Source organism: Arenibaculum pallidiluteum (genome assembly GCF_017355985.1).
In the GTDB taxonomy this organism is placed as follows: domain Bacteria; phylum Pseudomonadota; class Alphaproteobacteria; order Azospirillales; family Azospirillaceae; genus Arenibaculum; species Arenibaculum pallidiluteum.
Window position 1 is genome coordinate 117,395 of sequence record NZ_JAFIQU010000001.1, and the last position, 20,529, is coordinate 137,923.

16 protein-coding genes are annotated in these 20,529 nt (G+C 69.8%); 14 read left to right on the plus strand and 2 right to left on the minus strand.

The window, feature by feature from the left end; genetic code table 11:
* Positions 1–332: 332 nt before the first annotated feature.
* The 11 genes from JUB13_RS00585 (at position 333) to map (ending at position 16,567) form a co-directional block, all read left to right on the plus strand.
* Positions 333–2,321: a DUF1302 domain-containing protein gene (locus tag JUB13_RS00585; RefSeq protein WP_207476290.1), complete on the plus strand. Its 1,989-nt coding sequence runs from the start codon at positions 333–335 to the stop codon at positions 2,319–2,321.
* Between the two features lie 38 nt (positions 2,322–2,359).
* The gene (locus tag JUB13_RS00590; RefSeq protein ID WP_207476292.1) at positions 2,360–3,715 is read left to right on the plus strand and encodes a DUF1329 domain-containing protein; all 1,356 of its coding nucleotides are present in this window, start codon (positions 2,360–2,362) and stop codon (positions 3,713–3,715) included.
* 43 nt (positions 3,716–3,758) lie between these two features.
* Positions 3,759–4,721, plus strand: a complete 963-nt coding sequence (locus tag JUB13_RS00595; RefSeq protein WP_207476294.1) for a WD40/YVTN/BNR-like repeat-containing protein — start codon at positions 3,759–3,761, stop codon at positions 4,719–4,721.
* Positions 4,722–4,731: 10 nt separating this feature from the next.
* Entirely contained in the window at positions 4,732–7,080 is a 2,349-nt protein-coding gene (locus JUB13_RS00600; RefSeq protein ID WP_207476296.1) for an efflux RND transporter permease subunit, read from the plus strand.
* A gap of 99 nt (positions 7,081–7,179) precedes the next feature.
* Positions 7,180–9,780, plus strand: coding sequence for a sensor domain-containing phosphodiesterase (locus JUB13_RS31960; protein ID WP_207476298.1), 2,601 nt, complete (start codon positions 7,180–7,182; stop codon positions 9,778–9,780).
* 231 nt (positions 9,781–10,011) lie between these two features.
* Positions 10,012–11,100 carry a rod shape-determining protein RodA gene (gene rodA, locus JUB13_RS00610; protein ID WP_207477397.1) on the plus strand — a complete coding sequence of 363 codons (1,089 nt, stop codon included), beginning with the start codon at positions 10,012–10,014 and terminating at the stop codon, positions 11,098–11,100.
* 397 nt (positions 11,101–11,497) lie between these two features.
* The gene (locus tag JUB13_RS00615) at positions 11,498–12,748 is read left to right on the plus strand and encodes a type III PLP-dependent enzyme (RefSeq protein WP_207476299.1); all 1,251 of its coding nucleotides are present in this window, start codon (positions 11,498–11,500) and stop codon (positions 12,746–12,748) included.
* An 84-nt stretch (positions 12,749–12,832) separates the two neighbouring features.
* The gene (locus tag JUB13_RS00620) at positions 12,833–14,251 is read left to right on the plus strand and encodes a homospermidine synthase (protein WP_207476301.1); all 1,419 of its coding nucleotides are present in this window, start codon (positions 12,833–12,835) and stop codon (positions 14,249–14,251) included.
* 142 nt (positions 14,252–14,393) lie between these two features.
* The gene (locus JUB13_RS00625; protein WP_207476302.1) at positions 14,394–14,951 is read left to right on the plus strand and encodes a hypothetical protein; all 558 of its coding nucleotides are present in this window, start codon (positions 14,394–14,396) and stop codon (positions 14,949–14,951) included.
* A 39-nt stretch (positions 14,952–14,990) separates the two neighbouring features.
* Entirely contained in the window at positions 14,991–15,728 is a 738-nt protein-coding gene (gene sfsA, locus JUB13_RS00630; RefSeq protein WP_207476304.1) for a DNA/RNA nuclease SfsA, read from the plus strand.
* Entirely contained in the window at positions 15,725–16,567 is an 843-nt protein-coding gene (gene map / locus JUB13_RS00635; RefSeq protein ID WP_207476306.1) for a type I methionyl aminopeptidase, read from the plus strand. Before sfsA ends, map begins: the two co-directional genes overlap by 4 nt.
* A gap of 242 nt (positions 16,568–16,809) precedes the next feature.
* Here map and JUB13_RS00640 read toward each other — a convergent pair whose 3' ends face one another.
* On the minus strand, positions 16,810–17,847 hold the full coding sequence (locus JUB13_RS00640; RefSeq protein ID WP_407928051.1) for an SDR family oxidoreductase: 1,038 nt from the start codon (positions 17,845–17,847) through the stop codon (positions 16,810–16,812).
* A gap of 209 nt (positions 17,848–18,056) precedes the next feature.
* Here JUB13_RS00640 and JUB13_RS00645 point away from each other — a divergent pair, with 209 nt between their 5' ends.
* The gene (locus JUB13_RS00645) at positions 18,057–18,263 is read left to right on the plus strand and encodes a hypothetical protein (RefSeq protein ID WP_207476308.1); all 207 of its coding nucleotides are present in this window, start codon (positions 18,057–18,059) and stop codon (positions 18,261–18,263) included.
* Positions 18,264–18,294: 31 nt separating this feature from the next.
* Here JUB13_RS00645 and JUB13_RS00650 read toward each other — a convergent pair whose 3' ends face one another.
* Positions 18,295–19,131 carry a hypothetical protein gene (locus JUB13_RS00650; protein WP_207476310.1) on the minus strand — a complete coding sequence of 279 codons (837 nt, stop codon included), beginning with the start codon at positions 19,129–19,131 and terminating at the stop codon, positions 18,295–18,297.
* A gap of 178 nt (positions 19,132–19,309) precedes the next feature.
* Here JUB13_RS00650 and JUB13_RS00655 point away from each other — a divergent pair, with 178 nt between their 5' ends.
* On the plus strand, positions 19,310–19,831 hold the full coding sequence (locus JUB13_RS00655) for an SH3 domain-containing protein (protein ID WP_207476312.1): 522 nt from the start codon (positions 19,310–19,312) through the stop codon (positions 19,829–19,831).
* A gap of 40 nt (positions 19,832–19,871) precedes the next feature.
* Positions 19,872–20,498: a hypothetical protein gene (locus tag JUB13_RS00660; RefSeq protein WP_207476314.1), complete on the plus strand. Its 627-nt coding sequence runs from the start codon at positions 19,872–19,874 to the stop codon at positions 20,496–20,498.
* Positions 20,499–20,529: the final 31 nt, after the last annotated feature.

Here is a 20,529-nt window from a genome sequence, read left to right on the forward strand (position 1 = left end):
GAGCCGACTCGGGCCGTGCCGAGGGCCGCCTGCCGGCCTTCCCCAGCGTCAAGGCTCGGCGGATTCGTTTACTTAAACGTTCGTCAATTCGGCAAGGCGAGCCTGGTTGACGTAGCGTCATCCAGGGTTTTCGACATGATGTCGATAACTTTCTGACGATCCAGTCGTAGTTGAGCGCAACATGCCGCTCCACGGATAGTTGAAGACCTCAAGTTTCACTTTGACGGCGCCGGGCCGGGGCGCAATCCTGGAACCGCCCACCGCGAAGGGGGGCTGGAAGGTAAAGAGCGCCGGTCCAGGCCGTGCGCCAAGAAGACTAAGGGGGAGGTTCGATGCCTGAGTGTTTGGCGAAGGCCCGCGGTCATCGCGCGGCCTGGCTGTGCGGCGTCAGCGCGCTGGCGCTGGCTGTCCCGCTGCTCACGCCGACAGGGACCCGTGCGGTGGAGTTCCGGGTCGGTCAGGTGACCGGAAGCTTCGACACGACGCTGAGCCTCGGCGCACTGTTCCGGACGCAGGATCCGGACCAGGACCTGATCGGCGCCGGCAACGGCGGCCGCGGCTATTCAATCAACGTGGACGACGGCAACCGGAACTACGACAAGGGCTTGGCCTCTCTGGCCGGGAAGGCCACGCACGAGCTGACGTTGGGTTACGAGGACTACGGAGCCTTCGTCCGGGGCACCTATTTCTACGACTGGGTCAATGCGCCCAGGAGCAGCTCGCGCGGCGCGCGGACCGGCGCGGTCCCGTTCTCCGCCGAAGCCCAGGAGGCGGTCGGCCGCGACTTCGAGCTATTGGACGCCTATGTGTTCGGGTCCTGGGACGTGGCCGACCGTCCGCTGACCCTGCGCCTCGGCAACCAGGTGCTGAACTGGGGCGAAAGCACCTTCATTCCCAGCGGACTGTCGAACATGAGCCCGTTCGACGTGGCCGCGCTCCGCGTCCCCGGCTCCGAGATCCGTGACGCCCTGAAGCCGGTGCCCATGATCAGCGCCAGCCTCGGCGTGACGGATGCGGTGACTGTGGAGGGATTCTACCAGTTCACCTGGGAGGAGACCCGGCTCGAGCCGCGTGGAACGCTGTTCAGCACCAATGACTTCGCCGTCGACGGAGGCCGGAACGTCTTCCTCGGGTTCGGAAACCCGCTGGTCACCGAGAACACCGCCGGACCGGTCCTGGCGAACCTGCAGAACCAGGTCGTCAACCCGATCCTGGGTCCGCTGCCACGCCCCGGCGTGGGCGCGCCTATCGCCCCCTTCGGCGCGCGCGTTCCCCGCGGCCTCGACGAGGAGCCGCGCGACGGCGGCCAGTTCGGGTTCGCCGCCCGCTACTTCGCCGAGGAGCTGAACGAAACCGAGTTCGGCTTCTACTTCGTGAATACCCACAGCCGGGTGCCGGTCATCAGCGCCCAGACCGGCTTCTTCGGCCCCGGCGCCACCGGCCCGCTGCAATACGCCGCCAACTCCCGCTACCGCGTGGAGTATCCCGAGGACATCAAGGTCCTGGCGACGAGCTTCAACACGAATCTCGGCGGCATCACGCTGCAGGGCGAGTATTCGCTGCGCAAGGACCAGCCCCTGCAGCTCGACGACGTGGAACTGCTGCAGGCCTCGCTGGCGCCCGCCGCCGTCGCGGCGAACTGCGCGGGCGCCGCGACGGCGGCGCAGGTCGCGACCTGCGGCGGCACGGTCGGCGTGTTCAACAGCAACCAGATCCTGCGCGACCAGGGCACGGCGTTCTCTCTGAACCCGGCGCTGGCGGCGTCACAGGCGGCCGGCCTGTTCAACCGCGAGATCCAAGGCTACCGCCTGCACGACGTCTCGCAGTTCCAACTCGGCGCCAGCAAGGTCTTCCCGCCTGCGCTGGGTGCCGACCAGTGGCTGCTGGTGGGCGAGGTCGGAGGCCTCTACGTCCACGACATGCCGGAGAAGGGGACGCTGCGCTACGACGGACCCGGCACCTTCCGGGGTGGCAACCCGAACTTCCTTGGCGTCGGCGGCATGCCGAGCGTGCAGACCGACGGCTTCGCGGACGCGTTCTCCTGGGGCTACCGGCTGCGCGCGCGGCTCGACTACCTGAACGCGCTGGGAAGCGTGAACCTGTACCCGATCCTGAGCTGGCAGCACGATGTCGAGGGCACCACGCCTCTGCCGCTCGGCACCTTCCTCGAGGACCGCAAGGCGATCAGCATCGGCCTGCAGGCGACCTATCTCGATACCTGGGCAGCCGAGATCCAGTGGACCGCGTATTTCGGCGGGGAGAACTTCAACCTTCTGCACGACCGCGACTTCATCTCGGCCGTGCTCCGTTACTCGTTCTGACGCGCCGGCAGAAGCGCGACAAAGGAGGAGCCGCTCACATGAAGAAACTCAAGAAAGCCCTGCCGCGGGTCCTGTCCCGGGCGCTGCTCGCCGGCGCCGTGGCCCTCACGGCGGGAACCGCCGCGGCGCAGGGACAGCTCGGGCGGGACCTGACGCCGCTGGGCGCCATCAAGGCCGGCAACGCCGACGGGACGATCCCTGAATGGATGGGCGGGATCACGCAACCACCCGCGGGCTACAGCCCCGGAATGCACCACCCCGACCCCTTCCCGGCCGACCAGCCGCGGGTCACCATCACCTCGCAGAATGTCGGCCAGCACGCAGACAAGCTCTCGCCGGGCCAAGTCGCAATGCTGAAGCAGTATCCGACATACAGGATCAACGTGTACCCGACGCGGCGCAGCGCCTCGGCCCCGCAGCGGATCTACGACGCCAGCATCGCGAATGCCTCGCGCGCCAAGCTCACCGACGGCTGCAACGGCGTGACCGGCGCCAAGGTCGGCATCCCCTTTCCCGTGCCGCAGGACGGCTGCCAGGCCATGTGGAACCACCTGCTGCGCTGGCGCGGCGAATCCATGACGCGGCGTGTCGGGCAGGTCAATCCGACGGCGGGCGGCCAGTACACGATGGTGATGTTCGAGGACGACTTCGCCTTCCCTTACGCGCGGGAGGGCTTCGACGAGAACACCAACGTCTCCGCCTACTTCATCCAGCGCGTGGTCGCGCCGGCGCGCCTCGCCGGCGAGATCCTGCTGGTCCACGAGACCATCAACCAAGTGCGCGAGCCGCGGACGGCCTGGACCTACAACCCGGGCCAGCGCCGCGTGCGCCGCGCGCCGAACGTGGCCTACGACAACCCGGGTACGGCGGCCGACGGTCTGCGGACATCGGACCAGCTCGACATGTTCAACGGCGCGCTCGACCGGTACGACTGGAAGCTGCTCGGCCGCAAGGAGATGTACGTCCCCTACAACACCTACAAGCTGCACGGCGACAAACTCTCCTACGACGACATCATCAAGGCGAACCACTTGAACCCTGACCTGCTCCGCTACGAGCTGCACCGGGTCTGGGTCGTGGATGCGACTCTCAAGCCGGGAACGTCCCACGTCTATTCGCGCCGGACCTTCTACATCGACGAGGACAGCTGGCAGATCCTGGTCGTCGACCACTACGACCAGCGCGGCCAGATCTGGCGACTTGCCGAGGCCTATCCCATCAACTACTACGACGTGCCGGTCCTCTGGACGACGCTCGAGGCCTCCTACGACCTCCAGTCCGGCCGCTACACCGCCGTGGGCTTCGACAACCGCGAACGCATGTACGAGTTCGGAGTGCCGCTGTCGGCCGGCGACTTCTCGCCCGACGCGCTGCGGCGCGAAGGGGTCCGCTGATGAGGCCGGGGCGGGTCGTGACGGACCCGCCCCGGGACCACCCATGAAGACGCTGCTCTCCCTGATCATCATGGCCATCGGCCTTGCGGCCTTGGCGGCCAGCGCTCCGCCACCGGCGGCGGCCGAGACGGACCGTCCGGCCGTGCCGGCGCGTCTTGCGCCGCGCTCCCTGCTGCTCGACGGCGCGCTTGCCGGCTCCCGGCTGGTCGCGGTCGGGGAGCGCGGGCACATCCTGCTGTCCGACGATGACGGCGCGACCTGGAGGCAGGCCGCGGTGCCGGTGCGCGCGACGCTGACCGGCGTCGCCTTCGCCGATGCGCGCAACGGCTGGGCCGTGGGGCACGACGCCGTGATCCTGCGGACCCGGGACGGCGGGGAGACCTGGACGCTCCAGTACCAGGACCCCGACGGCGAGGCTCCGCTCCTGGACGTGCTCTTCCTAGACGCGGAGCGCGGCTTCGCGACGGGCGCCTACGGCCTGTTCCTGACCACCGCCGACGGCGGGGCGACATGGCACCCGGAGCCGCCGGCCGAGGAGGACCTGCACCTCAACGGGATCGATGGGGCCGCCGCGCTGCTGCTCGTGGCCGGCGAGTCCGGGACGCTGATGCGCTCCGAGGATGCCGGGGCCACCTGGCAGCAGCGCGAGACCCCGTACCAGGGGTCCTTCTTCGGCGTCCTCGTGCTATCACCAAGCGAGGCGCTGGCCTACGGCATCCAGGGGCGGCTTTACCGCAGCGCGGACGGCGGCCGGAGCTGGACCCGGATCGAGACCGGCACCACGGCGGGGCTGACCGGGGCGCGGCGCCTTCCCGACGGCACCGTCGCGGTCGTCGGCCTGTCCGGAACGCTGCTCACCAGCAGGGACGGCGGCCGCAGCTTCGCCCTGACACGCCTCGAGGACCGCCCCGCCCTGTCGGGCATCCTCCCCGCAGGCGACCGCGCACTGATCCTCCTCGGGGATCAGGGCATCCGGCGCGTCGACGCGCCCGCAGCCCCGAAATGAAGCACGGGACATGCCCGCCACACTGATCCACCGCGTCGAGGCCTGGGTCTTCGGGCACAGGGCCCTGGTGCTCGCGGCCTTTGCCGTGGCGACGCTGGCACTTGCCTTGGCCGCCTCGCAGCTCAAGGTCGCGGCCGGCTTCGAGAAGCAGCTCCCGGTCGAGCATCCCTACATGCAGACCTTCCTGGAATACCAGGAACAGTTCGGCGGGGCGAACCGGGTCCTGATCGCGATCGAGGCGCGCCGCGGCGACATCTTCACGCCCGCGTTCTTCAACGTGTTGAAGAAGGTCACCGACGAGGTGTTCTTCCTGCCGGGCGTGGACCGGGCGCGCGTCACCTCGCTGTTCACGCCGAACGTCCGGTTCATCGAGATCGTCGAGGACGGGTTCGCCGGGGGCAACGTGATCCCAGCGGATTTCCGCCCGACGCGCGAGGGCCTGGACCAGGTCCGGGAGAACATCCTGAAGTCCGGCCAGATGGGCCGGCTGGTGTCCCAGGATTTCCGGGCGGCCATCGTCAGCGCGAACCTGCTGGACCGCGACCCGCGGACAGGCGAGCGGCTCGACTACATGGCGGTCGCGAAGCGGCTCGAGACCGAGGTCCGTGCGCGCTACGAGAGCGAAGCCTTCGGCGTCCACGTGATCGGCTTCGCCAAGGTGATCGGCGACGTCGCCGACGGCGCGGCCGGCGTCGTCGGCTTCTTCGGCGTTGCGGTGCTGCTGACCGCGCTGCTGGTCTGGAGCTACGCGCATTCCGTCGTGCTGAGCGCGATGCTGGTCGGCTGCTCGCTGGTGGCGGTGGTGTGGCAGCTCGGACTGCTGGTTATGCTCGGCTACGGCATCGACCCGATGTCGCTGCTGCTGCCCTTTCTGATCTTCGCGATCGCGGTCAGCCACGGCGTGCAGATGGTCAACGGCGTCGGCGCCGAGATGTACGAGGGCGCGGGTGCCATGGAGGCCGCGCGCAGCAGTTTCCGCAAGCTTCTGGTCCCCGGGGTGACGGCGCTCTCGACGGACGTGGCCGGCTTTCTGACGATCATGCTGATCGAGATCCCGATCATCCAGGAGCTCGCGGTCTCGGCCTCCGTCGGGGTCGCGGTGATCATCCTGACCAACCTGTTCCTGCTGCCGGTCCTGCTGAGCTATGCGAAGCTCGGCGAGCGCCACCGGGACCGCCTCCGCCGCTCCACGGCGCACCGCCTCCGCCTTTGGGAGACGATGGCCGCCGCGGCGCGCCCGGCCGTGGCGGTCCCCATACTCGTCGCAACGGTAGCTCTCGGGGCATGGGCCTGGCACGAGGGCCGCGGCATGGCGGTCGGCGACATGGAGGCCGGCGTTCCCGAGCTGTGGCCGGACAGCCGCTACAACCGCGACACCGCCTTCATCGTGGAGCGTTTCGCGATCGGCGTCGACCTGATCCAGGTGATCGCCGAGGTGCCGGCCAACGGCTGCATCCGGCACGACGTCGTCTCCTATCTCGACGACTTCGACTGGTTCATGCGCAACGTGCCCGGCGTGCAGTCGACGCTGTCGCTGCCCACGGTGATGAAGACCGTCAATGCCGGATGGAACGAGGGAAGCCCGAAATGGCGGGTCCTCCCGCGCGACGAGCGCGTCCTCGTAAGGGCCGTCACGCCCGTCGAGACCTCAACCGGCCTGCTGAACGCCGATTGCTCGGTGATGCCGGTCCTGATCTTCACCGAGGACCACAAGGCCGAGACGATCCGGCGCGTCACCGAGGCGGTCGGGGCCTTTGCGGCCGCGAACCCCTCCGCCGATGTCAGGCTGCGCCTCGCCACCGGCAATGTCGGCGTGATGGCCGCCACCAACGAGGCCGTCGATGCCGCCCAGATGCCGATGCTGCTGTGGGTCTACGGGGTGGTCGTCGCCCTGTGCCTGCTGACCTTCCGCTCCGTCTACGCCACCTTGTGCACGGTGCTTCCGCTGACGCTCGTCTCGCTCCTGTGCAACGCGCTGATGGCGCAGCTCGGGATCGGGCTCAAGGTCTCGACGCTGCCCGTGGCGGCGCTGGGCGTCGGCATCGGCGTCGATTACGGCATCTACATCTTCTCCCGTCTGCAGGTGCACCTGCAGACGGGAGAGCCGTTGCCCCTGGCCTATCTGCGCACCCTGCGCGAGACCGGAAGCGCGGTCATCTTCACAGGCATCACGCTGGCCGTCGGGGTCAGCACTTGGCTCTTCTCGGCCCTCAAGTTCCAGGCCGACATGGGACTGCTGCTGACCTTCATGTTCCTCGTGAACATGGTGGGCGCCGTTCTGGTGCTGCCTGCCCTGGCTGCTGTCCTGGCGCCGGTCTTCGGCGCGGGCCGGAATCGAAAAGGTCACGCGCAAGAATAAGCATTTTTCGGGATTTCATCCTTCCTTAATCCAAATGCTGCGATCCTCGCCATCTCGGCCTTCACAAGGGGGAACGGGCGGGTGGGGTCTGGCTTCAGCGTGGTCGGAAGACCGAGCGCCGCCCTTGGCGCGCTCGCGCGCCACGACAGCTTCGCGCGGCAGGACCGCGAGGCCAGCCTCAGGGCGATCACCGAGACCGCGGTGGACGTCCTCGGCGTGGCCCAGGCATCCGTCTGGATGTACCGGCCTGCCTCGGGCGTCCTGGAATGCTCCGACCTGTTCTCGGCGGCCGGGCGGCTGCACGAGCGCGGCCCGTCCCTGCTGGACGCCGAGCATCCGGCGTATTTCGCGGCGCTGAAGGAGGCGCGGCTCGTCGCGACGGCTGCCCCGCGCACCGATCCGCGCACGGCCAGCCTCGAGAGTTACCTGACGAGCCGGGGGGTCACGGCCCTGATCGATGCGCCGGTCCTGCTGCAGGGCCAGGTCGTGGGCGTGGTGTGCTGCGAGCAGACCGGCGGACCGCGCGCATGGACGCCCGAGGACATCGCCTTCGTGGGCTCGCTTGCCGATTTCGTCGCCGTGGCGCTGGCGGGCGAGGAGCGGCGCCGCTCCGAGGAGCGCTTGAACCTCGCCTTCTCGGTGATGCGCGCAGGTATCTGGGACCATGACGCCACGACGGGCGAGATCTGGTGGTCCCCGGAATACTACCGCCTGCTCGGGCTCGCCCCGGAGTTGCCCGCGACCGCGGCACTCTTCGAAAGCCTGATCCATCCCGACGACCGTGAGGGCGTGGCGGAAATGTACCGGCGGCACATGGCGGGCGAGATCCCGGTCCTGCGGCAGAGCTACCGCATGCGCCGGACCGACGGGTCCTGGATCTGGGTCGAGGATTTCGGCCGCGCCGTGCTGGATGCCGACGGACGCCCGGTGCGCTGGATCGGCATCAAGACCGACGTGAGCGACAGCGTGCGCCGCGAGGAGGAGAAGCGCGAGGCCGAGGCCCGCTACCGATCCCTGTTCGAGAATGCGGTAGAGGGGCTGTGGCGGATCGGCCGGGACGGCCGCCTCGCCGAGGCCAATCCGGCCCTGGCGGAGATCCTGGGCTTCGATGGCCCTGCGCAGCTGCTGAAGCGGCTCGGACGGCCGCGCCAGCTCTTTGCGGATGCCGGCCGCTGGCACGAGCTGAAGCGGCTGATCGAGCAGCAGGACCGCGTGCTCGGCCACGAGGCGGAGCTGGTGCGCCGCGACGGGCAGCACGTCTGGGTCTCGCTGAACCTGCGCGTGGTCCGCGACGCCCAGAGTGGCATCGTGGCGGTCGAGGGCTCGGCCGAGGACATCACCCATCTCAAACGCGCGAAGGCCCAGCTCGACCATGCCACCATGCATGACGGGCTGACGAACCTGCCCAACCGCTACCTGTTCGTCGACCGCGTGGGCCAGGCCCTCGCCCGCCAGCGCCTTGGCGCGCTCGGCGGCACGGCGGTGATCCTGATCGACTACGACGACCTGAAGCTGATCAACGACAGCCTGGGCCACGCCGTCGGCGACGCGATGCTGGTGGAGCTCGGCCAGCGCCTCCAGACCGCGCTGCGCCCGGGCGACACGCTGGCCCGGCTGGGCAGCGACGAGTTCGCGGTCCTCGCCGAGGGCCTGAGCGATCCTGGCGTCGGCCGGCTGCTGGCCGATGCCCTGCGCAGCGCCGTCTCGGCACCCTTCGCGTTGAACGGGCACGAGATCTTCCCGTCGATCTGCCTTGGCATCGCAGTCGACGACGGCGAACGCCAGGATGCCGAGGATCTCCTGCGCGACGCCGGCATCGCGCTGCACGAGGCGAAATCGCAGGGCCGCGGCCAGACGGCCATGTTCGCGCCAGCCATGCGGAGCGAACCTCTGGCCGTCCTGCGCCTGCAGAGCGAGCTGCGGCGCGCCATCGAGCGCGACGAGTTCATGCTGTACTACCAACCGGTCCTGGAGCTTCCGTCCCGCACCCTGCTGGGCTTCGAGGCGCTGGTGCGCTGGCGCCATCCGACCCGCGGCCTCGTCTCGCCGGCCCTGTTCATCCCGATCGCCGAGGATGCCGGCCTGATGCCCGAACTCGGGCACTGGGTGATGCGCCAGGCATTCGCGCAGCTCGCAGAATGGAGCAGCCGGATCCCGGCCGACTGCCCGTTCAGCCTCAGCATCAACATGGCGCCGTCCCAGGTCGCCACGCCCGACCTGTTCCAGACCCTCGACCGGCTGATCGCGCAGACCGGCGCCCCGGTGGACCGCCTGCGCATCGAGGTGACGGAGACCGCCTTCGACGGCGATGCCGACCTGGTGGCCTCGCGGCTGCGCACCCTGCGCGAGCGCGGCTTCGGCATCGTGATCGACGATTTCGGCACGGGCTACTCGTCGCTCGGCCGGCTGCACCGCTTTCCCATCGACGCGCTGAAGATCGACCAGAGCTTCGTCCGACCGATGCTGGTCGATCCCGACTGCGCGGCCATCGTGCGCAGCGTCATCGCGCTTGGGCACGCGCTCGGACTCGGCGTGATCGCCGAAGGCGTCGAGGACGAGCGCTGCGCGCGCGAGCTGCTGCGCCTCGGCTGCACCTCGGCCCAGGGCTACCTGTTCGCAAAGCCGCAGCCCGCCGACATCGCCGAGGCCTTCGTCCAGAGCCTGCCCCGGGCGGGCGGGGCGCGCGCCGCGGCCGTCTGAGCCGACGCCCATCGCGATGCCCATTCGGATGCCGCGGACCCGGTCGCGCATGGCGGCGGAGGCGCCCGCGCCGGCGATCCTTTGTCCCTTGCGCAGGCGCAGGCCGCTTCCCATTCTGCCGTCCGGAGCGGATCACACCATGGACCTGCGCCAGCCCGCCGCGGGAAGGACCACTTGACCATCGCCATCGACTCCCGCGAGCCCTCGCTCGGGCTCGGCGCCAAGCTGCAGATGCTGAACTGGGGCCTGGTCCTCGTGGTCTGCGCGCTCGCCGCGGCCGGTACCGGCCTGCTCTACTCCGCCGGCGGAGGCTGGGAACCCTGGGCCTCGCGTCATCTCGTGCGGTTCGCGACGCTGCTGCCCATCACGATCGCGATCGCGCTGGTCGACGTGCGCATCTGGATGCGGCTGGCCTACTGGATCTACCTGATCGTGCTCTTCCTGCTGATCCTGGTCGAGATCATGGGCCATATCGGCATGGGCGCGCAGCGCTGGATCAACCTGGGCCCGATCGTCATCCAGCCTTCGGAGCTGATGAAGCCCGCGCTGGTCCTGGTCCTCGCACGCTACTTCCACACCCAGACCCTGGACCGCATCGGGCGCCCGCTGGTCCTGCTGCCGCCGCTTGCCCTGGTCTTCATGCCGGTCGGCCTCGTCCTGCTGCAGCCCAATCTCGGCACGGCCCTGCTGCTGATCATGACGTCCGGCGCGGTGTTCTGGTGCGGCGGCGTGCGCTTGTGGAAGTTCCTCCTCGCGATCAGCGCGGGGCTCGGCGCGATCCCGATCGGCTGGCAGTTCCTGCACGACTACCAGCGCCAGCGCGTCTACACCTTCCTGGACCCCGAGCGGGACCCGCTCGGCACCGGCTACAACATCATCCAGTCCAAGATCGCCTTCGGCTCGGGCGGGCTGTTCGGCAAGGGGTTCATGGAGGGTTCGCAGAGCCAGCTCATGTTCCTGCCCGAGAAGCATACCGACTTCATCTTCGTGGTCCTTGCCGAGGAGTTCGGGCTGGTCGGATGCCTCGCGGTGATGGCGCTGTTCATGGTGGTCGTGGTCTACGGCTACGCGATCGCCCTGTCCTCTCGCAGCCAGTTCGGCCGGCTGACGGGCATCGGGCTGACCACGAGCTTCCTGCTCTACATCCTGGTCAACGTCGCGATGATCACGGGGCTGATCCCGGTGGTCGGCATTCCGCTGCCGCTGGTCAGCTACGGCGGCACCGCGATGATGACGGTCCTGATCGGATTCGGGCTGCTGCTCAGCGTTTCGATCCACCGCCACACACGAATCTCCCGCTCCGGCCTGCACGAAGGTTGAGACGCGGGTGAGACGCGCGGGCCTGCGCGGCGGGATCATGGATTTCCCTCTTGCAATCCGGCGCGAATAGCGTATTTCAGCGCGCAGACGCACCCGCACGTGCCTATGGCCCTTCGTGGTTATGCAACGACGTACAGCGTCCTTTTTGGCAGAGCCGGTCATCGTGGACCGGTCCCGAGAGGGAGGTCGGTATGGTTGCCAGTAACCGCAGGGCTTTGAGACGGTAGCTTAGAGCAGTTCCGTCGGCGTGCCGGTGATGGCCGGCGTCCCTGCGACGGGACGCGGCGCCCCTTAGCCGTCCGGGCTGCTCCATCTCCCCAACATCCGTCGCCGCGGCGCACCGCCGCGGCCTCATCCTGTCTTCTTTCCGGGCCGTCCGCCCGGACAGGGGTGCGTCATGGGTCATGTCCGCTTCCGTTCCGCCGTGGCGCCGCTTCGCCGCGGCCCCTTTCCCGTCCCGGCCGCCCGTCCGGGACGGGCGAGCCGCGCCGTCGCCGAGATCGTCCGCGACCTGCGCCCGACGGATCCGCTGCACTGCATCCGCCCCTCGGTCCTGACCGAGACGGCCGGGCGCTTCGTGGAGGCCTTCCCGGGCACCGTGCTCTATGCCGTGAAGTGCAATCCGGAGCCCGCGGTCCTGCGCGCGCTGCACGCCGGCGGCGTGCGCCACTTCGACTGCGCCTCGCCCGCCGAGGTGCGGCTGGTGCGCCAGCTCTTCGCGGATGCCGAGATCCATTACATGCACCCCGTGAAGGCTCCGACGGCCATCCGCGAGGCCTGGTCGCGCCATGGCGTGCGCGACTTCTCGCTGGATTCCGCCGAGGAGATCGAGAAGATCCTGGCCGAGACCGACGGGGCGCGCGACCTCGGTCTCTTCGTGCGCCTCGCGCTGCCGAAGGGCGGCGCGGTCTACGATCTCTCCGGCAAGTTCGGCGCGCAGCCGGACGAGGCCGCCCGCCTGCTGCGGCGCGCCCGGGCGGCGGCGGCGCGGGTCGGGATCTGCTTCCACGTAGGCTCGCAGTGCCTGGACCCGCTGTCCTATGACCGGGCGATCCGCCTTGCGGCCGAGGTCTCGCGCGACGCGGGGGTCGAGCTGGACGTGCTCGACGTCGGCGGCGGGTTCCCCGTCAGCTACCCCGACGTGACGCCGCCTCCGCTCAATGATTTTGTCGCGGCCATCGGCGCGGCCTTCTCGGCGGCGGGATTCGGCCCGAGCACCAGCCTGTGGTGCGAGCCCGGCCGCGCCCTCGTGGCGCCGGGCGTGTCGGTGGTGGTACAAGTCCTCAAGCGGCGCGGGCAGGAGCTGTTCGTGAACGACGGCGTCTACGGCAGCCTGTCCGACGCGGGCGTCCCGGGCTTCCGCTTCCCGGCGCGGCTGATTCGCGCCGAGGAGGGCGCCCCGGCGCCGGACTCGGCCTTCGCCTTCTACGGCCCGACCTGCGACAGCGCCGATTTCATGAAGGGTCCCTTCATGCTGCCGGACGATGTGGGCCCCGGCGACTGGATCGAGATCGGCCAGCTCGGCGCCTATGGCGGCTGCCTGCGCACGGCCTTCAACGGCTTCGACCAGGCCCGCCTGGTCGAGGTGGAGGATGTGCCGCTCCTCGCAACGCCCGGTTACTCCAGTAACGCACGGCGGGTTGCCTGACGCGCTTTCCTCCTGTTCCCTATCACCTGTCGAAACCAGCACGGAACCGACGCGACAACGCTCCAACCTCGGGACAACGCAACCATGGCCCTCGACAAGAAATACGTGAAATTTAACGGCCGGCTCGTGATGGTCGGCTTCGGCAGCATCGGACAGGGTGTCCTGCCGCTGCTGCTGCGCCATATCGACATGGATGCGTCCCAGATCACCGTGGTGACGGCCGAGGAGCGCGGGCACCAGGAAGCCGACGACTTCCACGTGACCTTCCGGGTCGAGCCGCTGACGCCCGGCAACTACCGGGCGATCCTCGAGCCCATGCTGGGTCCCGGCGACTTCCTGCTGAACCTCTCGGTGGATGTCAGCTCGATCGCCCTGATCGAGCTGTGCCGCGAGCGGGGCGCGCTGTACCTCGACACCTGCATCGAGCCCTGGGCCGGCGGCTACACCGACACCTCGCTCTCGCCCTCGCTGCGCTCGAACTACGCGCTGCGCGAGAGCGCGCTCGACCTGAAGCGCCGGAACCCCGGCGGGCCGACCGCCCTGATCACCCACGGCGCAAATCCGGGGCTGGTCTCCCACTTCGTGAAGCAGGCGCTCCTGGAGATCGCGCGCGACACCGGCCGCCCGGCGGACCCGCCGACCGATCGTGCCGGCTGGGGCGCGCTGGCCCAGGGCCTGGGCGTGAAGACGATCCACGTCGCCGAGCGCGACACCCAGGTCGCGCAGATCCCGAAGGCGGTGGGCGAGTTCGTCAACACCTGGTCGATCGACGGCTTCGTGGGCGAGGGCTGCCAGCCGGCGGAGCTCGGCTGGGGCACGCATGAGCGACATTTTCCCGCGGACGGCCGCCGCCACGAGTTCGGCTCCGATGCGGCGATCTACCTGATGCGGCCCGGCGTCAGCGTGCGCATCCGCACCTGGACGCCGATGGAGGGCCCCTTCCACGGCTTCCTGATCACCCACAGCGAGGCGATCTCCATCGCCGACTACCTGACGGTGAGCGACGGCGGCAAGGTCGTGTACCGGCCGACCGTCCACTATGCCTACCATCCCTGCGACGACGCGGTTCTCTCGATCCACGAGTTCGCGGGCAAGGCCTACACCATGCAGCCGGAAAAGCGGCTGATGATGGAGGAGATCACTTCGGGCGTGGATGAGCTCGGCGTGCTGCTGATGGGCCATGCCAAGGGTGCGTTCTGGTACGGATCCCAGCTCTCGGTCGAGGAAGCGCGGTCGCTGGTCCCGCACAACAACGCGACCTCTCTGCAGGTCACGGTGGCGGTCCTTGCGGGCACGATCTGGGCGCTTGAGAACCCCGAGCGCGGCGTCGTGGAACCCGACGAGATCGACCACGAACGGATCCTCGAGATCTGCCGGCCCTATCTCGGCAGGGTCGTCGGCGCCTACAGCGACTGGACACCGCTCTACGACCGCGGCCGCCTCTTCCCCGAGGACACCGACACCCAGGACCCCTGGCAGTTCAAGAACTTCCGGGTCGTCTGAATCCGGTGGGCCGCCGGCGCCGGGCGGCCCCGAGCCTTCCGCTGCCGGCATAGCTGCTTCGCAGCTGCACCCGGGAGCCGTCCCCGGTTGTTCCAGGGAGGACCGGCGGCACCGCCGCCGGCCCCTCCGCGACGGAACAGCCATGCAATTCGAGATCGAGCCTTACGGCGTCAACGATGCGTTCCTGCGGCTGAAGCGCAACGGGGCAGGCTGCGTCCTGACCTATGGCGGCGGCTGGAACGGGCTCGTGCGCCTGAACTATCTCGTGGCGCCGAGCCTCGCCAAGGGCGACCCCCACGCGATCTTCCGGGCCGCGGATGTCGGCTGGGACGGCGACCGGTTCCGGCGGCGCGGACGGGCAGCTCCCCTGCTGGTCGACACGGCGATGGTCGAGCATCTGTGCGAGCGAGGCCTGGTCGGCGAGAACGAGGTGGGACGCCTGCTGGCATCGCCCGCTCCGCCGGACCGGCCCGAGGGCGACCATGCCCTGATGCTGCGGGCGGCGCTGGGCGGCTGCACCTTCCAGCCGGTCTACGGCACGGACCCGCATGCAGCCGACGGCGATCCCCCGCAGGTGACGGGCTTCGCGATGCGCACCCTGACCGAGCGCGAAGCCTACATGCTGGAGGCGCGGAACGGCCTCCCGGTGCTCGACGCGCGGAGCCGGAGCGCCCTGCTGCGCCAGTTCCCCGGCCCCTGAGACTGGCGCCATGGCGGCCGCCCCGGTAGAAGGGGCGGCATGAAATTCCTCTCCCCGCTCGCCGAAGGCGTGCTCCTGCGTCGCTACAAGCGCTTCCTCGCCGACGTGGCGCTGCCGGACGGCAGCGTCGTGACGGCGCATGTCCCGAACTCCGGCACGATGCTCGGCGTCGACGCGCCCGGGCTGCGCGTCTGGCTCTCGCGCGCGGCGAACCCGTCCCGCAAGCTGGCCTATACGCTCGAGATGGTCGAGGCGGAGGGCTGCCTCGTCGGCGTGAACACCGGGCATCCCAACGCGCTCGCGGCCGACGCGGTCGCCGCCGGGCTGATCCCCGAGCTGGCAGGCTACGCCTCGGTGCGGCGCGAGGTGCGCTATGGCGTGAACTCGCGCATCGACCTTCTGCTGGAAGGGCCGGGCCGGGCGCCGGCCTATGTCGAGATCAAGAACGTCCATATGCGACGGCCGCATCGCTTCGACGGTCTCGCCGCGGAGTTTCCGGACTGCGTGACCGCCCGCGGGGCCAAGCATCTGCGCGAGCTCGCCGAGATGGCTGGCGCCGGCGCGCGCGCCGTAATGCTGTATCTTGTCCAGCGCGCCGACTGCACCCATCTGCGGATGGCCGAGGACATCGACCCCGCCTATGCCACCGCCCTGACGCAGGCCATGGCGGCCGGCGTCGAGGCATTGTGCTATTCTTGCACGGTGACGCCCGAGGGAATTGAACTCGGCCGCGCCCTCCCCGTGCACCAGCCCCCATCTGCCGACGAGTTCCAATGACCAGAACCGAAGAGGCGCAAGCCGACGATTCCGACGCCAAGATCCGCATTTACGGGATCGAGGATTTCGAGGGCATGCGCCGCGCCTGCCGCCTTGCGGCGGCATCGCTGGACTTCATCACCCCGCATGTGGTTCCCGGCGTCACCACCGCGCGCCTCGACGAGCTGCTCGAAACCTACATCCGCGACCACGGGGCCGTGCCTGCCCCGCTGGGTTACCGCGGCTACCCAAAAGCCACCTGCATCTCGACCAACCACGTGGTCTGCCACGGTATCCCCGGCGACAAGCGCCTGCAGAACGGCGACATCCTGAACATCGACGTCACGGTCATCCTGGATGGCTGGTACGGCGACACGAGCCGCATGTATCTCTCGGGAGACGTCCCGCTGAAGGCGCGGCGCCTGGTGGACGTGACCTACGAGGCGCTGATGCGCGGTGTCGCGGCGGTGCGCCCGGGCGCGACGCTGGGCGACATCGGCTGGGCCATCCAGAGCTACGTCGAGGCGAACCGCTTCTCGGTCGTGCGGGACTTCTGCGGCCACGGTGTCGGGCGAGTCTTCCACGATGCGCCGTCGGTCCTGCATTTCGGCCGGCCGGGGACAGGCACCGTGCTGAAGCCCGGGATGTTCTTCACCATCGAGCCGATGGTCAATGCCGGCCGCTATGATGTGAAGATCCTCTCGGACGGCTGGACCGCGGTCACGAAGGACAAGAGCCTGTCAGCCCAGTTCGAGCACGCCGTGGGCGTCACCGAGGACGGCTGCGAGATCTTCACGCTCTCGCCCGCCGGGCTGACCAAGCCCCCCTACGTTCTGCCCGAGAGCAACGCGGCCGAGTAAGAGGCGCCAGCGCGGACGAGGGCGAGGCCCCATCCGCGTGGCGGGCCCCTATCGCCCCGGGAAACGCCCGGGGTCGTTCGGCTCTTCCGACGGCGCCGGAGGGATATGGGCGCCCGGCGGAAGGTCGTCGCGCTCGTCGATCGTCTCGCGCGGGCGACGGGTCGGCCGGACCTCGCCCTCGGGCGGGCGTGCTGGCGGGATGGTACCCATTGGGATCTCCTCTCCGGTTCGGGAATACGGCCTCAGGCCGTCGGGTTGCCGCCGGTGACGCCATAGACCTCGCCGGTGACGTAGCTGGACTCCTGGGATGCCAGCAGGACGTAGGTCGCGGCCAGCTCGGCGGGCTGTCCGGGGCGGCCCAGCGGCGTCTTGGCCCCGAAGCTGTCCAGCGCCTCGAGCGGCTGGCCGCCACTGGGCTGAAGCGGCGTCCAGATCGGCCCCGGCGCCACCGAGTTGACCCGGATCCCGCGCGGCGCCAGCTGCTTCGCCATCGCCTTCGTGAAGGCCACGATGCAGGCCTTGGTCTGCGCGTAGTCCAGCAGGTTCTCAGAGGGCTCGTAGGCCTGGATGGACGAGGTGTTGATGATCGCGGCGCCCGGCTGCAGGTGCGGCATCGCCGCCTTCGTTATCCAGAACATCGCATAGACGTTCGTCTTGAACGTCGCATCGAACTGTTCGGTCGTGATGTCCTCGATGGACTTCTGCGAGGCCTGCCTGGCGGCGTTGTTCACGAGGATATCCAGCCCGCCGAGCTGCTGCACCGCGTCAGCCACCAGCCTGCGGCAGAAGCCCTCGTCCCGGATATCACCAGGCAGGGCGACGGCCTTGCGGCCCTCGGCCCTGATCAGCTCGATCACCTCCCTGGCATCGGGTTCCTCGACCGGCAGGTAGCCGATGGCGACGTCCGCACCTTCGCGCGCGAAGGCGATCGCGGCCGCGCGGCCGATGCCGGAATCACCGCCTGTCACCAGCGCCTTCCGGCCGGCCAGCCGGCCGGAGCCGCGATAGCTGGTCTCGCCGTGGTCCGGCCGCGGGTTCATCAGCCCGGCAAGCCCTGGCGGGTCCTGCTTCGCCTGGCGCGGGAAAGGCGGCTTCGGATACTGCGTCAGCGGGTTCTGCATCGCGGGCACGCCATCCCCCTGCCCGCTCCTCCCGCTCCCAGGGGCCTGCTGGGCCGCGACCTGGCCCGCGACGGCCACCAAAGCCGGGGCCGACAGGATCCCTGCGCCCATCGCGACGACGCGGCGGCGCGTGGGGGATGCGGTGTCTTTCGGACCCATGGCACTTCTCCTCGGAGGGGGATCGCGGGCCGGACGTCCCCGACCGGCGCCCCTGGCCCAACCGGCGAGGCGCCGCCGCGTTGCGCCGGGCCCGTCAAAAACGCCGGCGTGACGGAGGCCCCGTGCCCAGCAGGAAGGCGCCCGGCGCTTAAGCCCTTGGAAACGACCTCCGGTGCACCATGGCCGGGCTGGCAATCGTGGGGGTGGGCATGGAGACAAGTCGCGGGATCTGGGCCATGGTGGCCTGCCTCATCGAGGACCATGCCGCCGAGGCCGTGGCAGTCGCCGAGCGTCGATTCGACACGGTGGCCGCCGACGACCCGGATGGGGAGTTCACGATCCTCTGGGCCGAGGTCCTGGCGGCCACGCGAGAGTTCTTCCGCGCCACCCCGCGGATCGGCGAGCGCCTGCACTGACCGGGTGCGCAGGCCCGCGGCCGGGCGTTGCTCAGTAGATATCGACCCGAACCAGGGTGCAGTCCCTGCCGCGCCGGCTGGCATAGATGCAAAGGGCCTCGGCGTCGGCCCTGGTGAGAGGCCCGCTCGCCACGCTGTAGCTCAGCCTTCCGTTCCGGACCGTGGGATAGATGAAAGGCGTGGCCTGGGCCTGCCGCTCCGCCACGAAGGCCAGCTCCCCGCGCCAGGCCGCCTCGGCCTCGGCGGCGCCGACATAATTCCCGAGCTTGCTGAGATAGTAGCTCGGTGCCTCACCCGAGATTCCGGGAAAGTCCTGTCGGACGCCGACGATCGGCCTGAGCGAATCCAGGGGCACCTTGGTTCCCTTGGCGCCCTTGCCCGCACCGCCGCTGACCTGGGCAACGCCGCCGCTGACGGATTCGACCCGGACCACCGCGCCACGGGCGAGACCCTGCCGGCCGCTTCCAACCGCCTTCGCCACCACATGCGTGCCCGGAAGCTGCCCGGACTCGCCGACCTGCCGGCGGTCGATCAGCGCGACCTCCTCCTCGACCGGCCGGTCGCTCCAGACGGGATCGAGCGTTTCCGCGGGGACGTAGCCGAGGCTCTGGCCGGCGCGCCCGATCCAGACGAAGTCCGTGCGCCTCGGCATTCCGAAGACGGCAACCGTCTGCCCTTTCGCGAGCTTCCGGACCACGGCCGCCTCGGGATGGGGCGCCACGCGGACCTCGACGTCGCGGTTCAGGAGGGCATCCCCGTCCTGCGCCTGTGCGAGGCAGACGGCGGCCGGCGCTGCCGCCGCGGTCAGGGCGGCCACGGCGAACACGGCTGCTTGGCGGAATCCGAACCCGTTCCTGCGCCGTCCCATCGCACCTTTCTCCCCCGGAACACAGTGCGTAGCATGCGCGCAAAAGGTGAAGAAGATGCTTCCCCATCAAGCCTTCTGGCCCCGGCACTGCGCGGCGCTGGCACCGAGGCGATCCGGCGCTAACGCGGGCTTAAGCAGTTTGTGGAGAAGTTGATACTTCCTCAGCAGGAAGGTACCCATGGCGAAGAACCGCCGCCTTTCCCTTGGGGCGGTCCTCGGACTTGCGGCCGGGCTCGCGGGCTGCGGGACCTCGGCCCCGCCCCCGCCGCTGGCGGCGCCCGCGCCCGAGCCGGAAGGCATCGCCGTCCTGATCCATACCGATCCCGTCACGGGGCGGCAGGATGGTCCCTTCGACATCGAGACCGGCATGCGCATCCTGACGGAGACCGGCGCTGACGGCGTGATCCGGGTCGTCCGGGATCCTATCTCAAAGACACCGGTTCTGCTGAGCGAGCAGAAGGCCCGGACCGTCCCGGCCGTGCCGGCGCCGACACCGGCGGCCGTGCGGCTCAAGACGGCGGCCAACATCCGCTCGGGCCCCGGCACCAACTTCGCGATCCTGACGGCGCTTCCGGCCCTGGCCGCCGTGACCCCCACGGGCAGCGCGCGGAGCGGATGGACCGAGTACCGCGCCCAGGCACCGACCGGCCAAGCCGTGACCGGCTGGATCGCCGACTCCCTCGTGTCCACGGCTCCTTGAGCCCGGACGGAACCTCGCACCCAGGACGGGACTACACGGAATGATCATCGGACTGATCGCTCGCGCCGCGATCGCTGCCGCGGCGATCGGCGCCCTCCCGGCGGTGGCTGCGGACGTATCCGCCCCGACGCTCCCCCCGGCTCTCGCTCCCACGCCCGCACCGGCGGCTGCCGGTGGATCCGCGCCGGTCGTCTTCGTCGGCGGCAGCGGCCTTGCGCCCCAGGGCTACAACGTCCCGACCGCCGCCCCGATGGGCAGCGCAGGCATAGGCCCGGCCCAGGCCGTGGGCGGAGCCCCCGCCCCGGCCGCACTGGCGCCAGCGCCGGCGCCGGCGGCCCCGCTGGTGGCGCGGATCGCCCCCGCTCCGGCAATCGGCAATGTCGCGCCGGTCATCTACGGGCAGGGCGCCATGCCCTTCGTCGGCGCGGCGCCCGCCGCGGGCCCGGCGCCGGCCGCTCCCCCGCCCCCCGCGGCCGGCCCCTCCGCCGCCCTGCCGGCCGCCGGAGCGGCAGCCCCGCCCCTGCCGCTGAACGTGGCCGCCGGAGCGCCGGCTCCGACTGCCGGCGCCGCGCCCTCCGGCACCCAGAGCGCACCCATCGTGTCCACCATCGTGATGCCCTATGTGGACCGCATGCAGCGCGTCGTGATCCCGGTCGAGCGCCCCTGAGCGCACCGGCCCGGCCTGGCCCCCCTGGCGC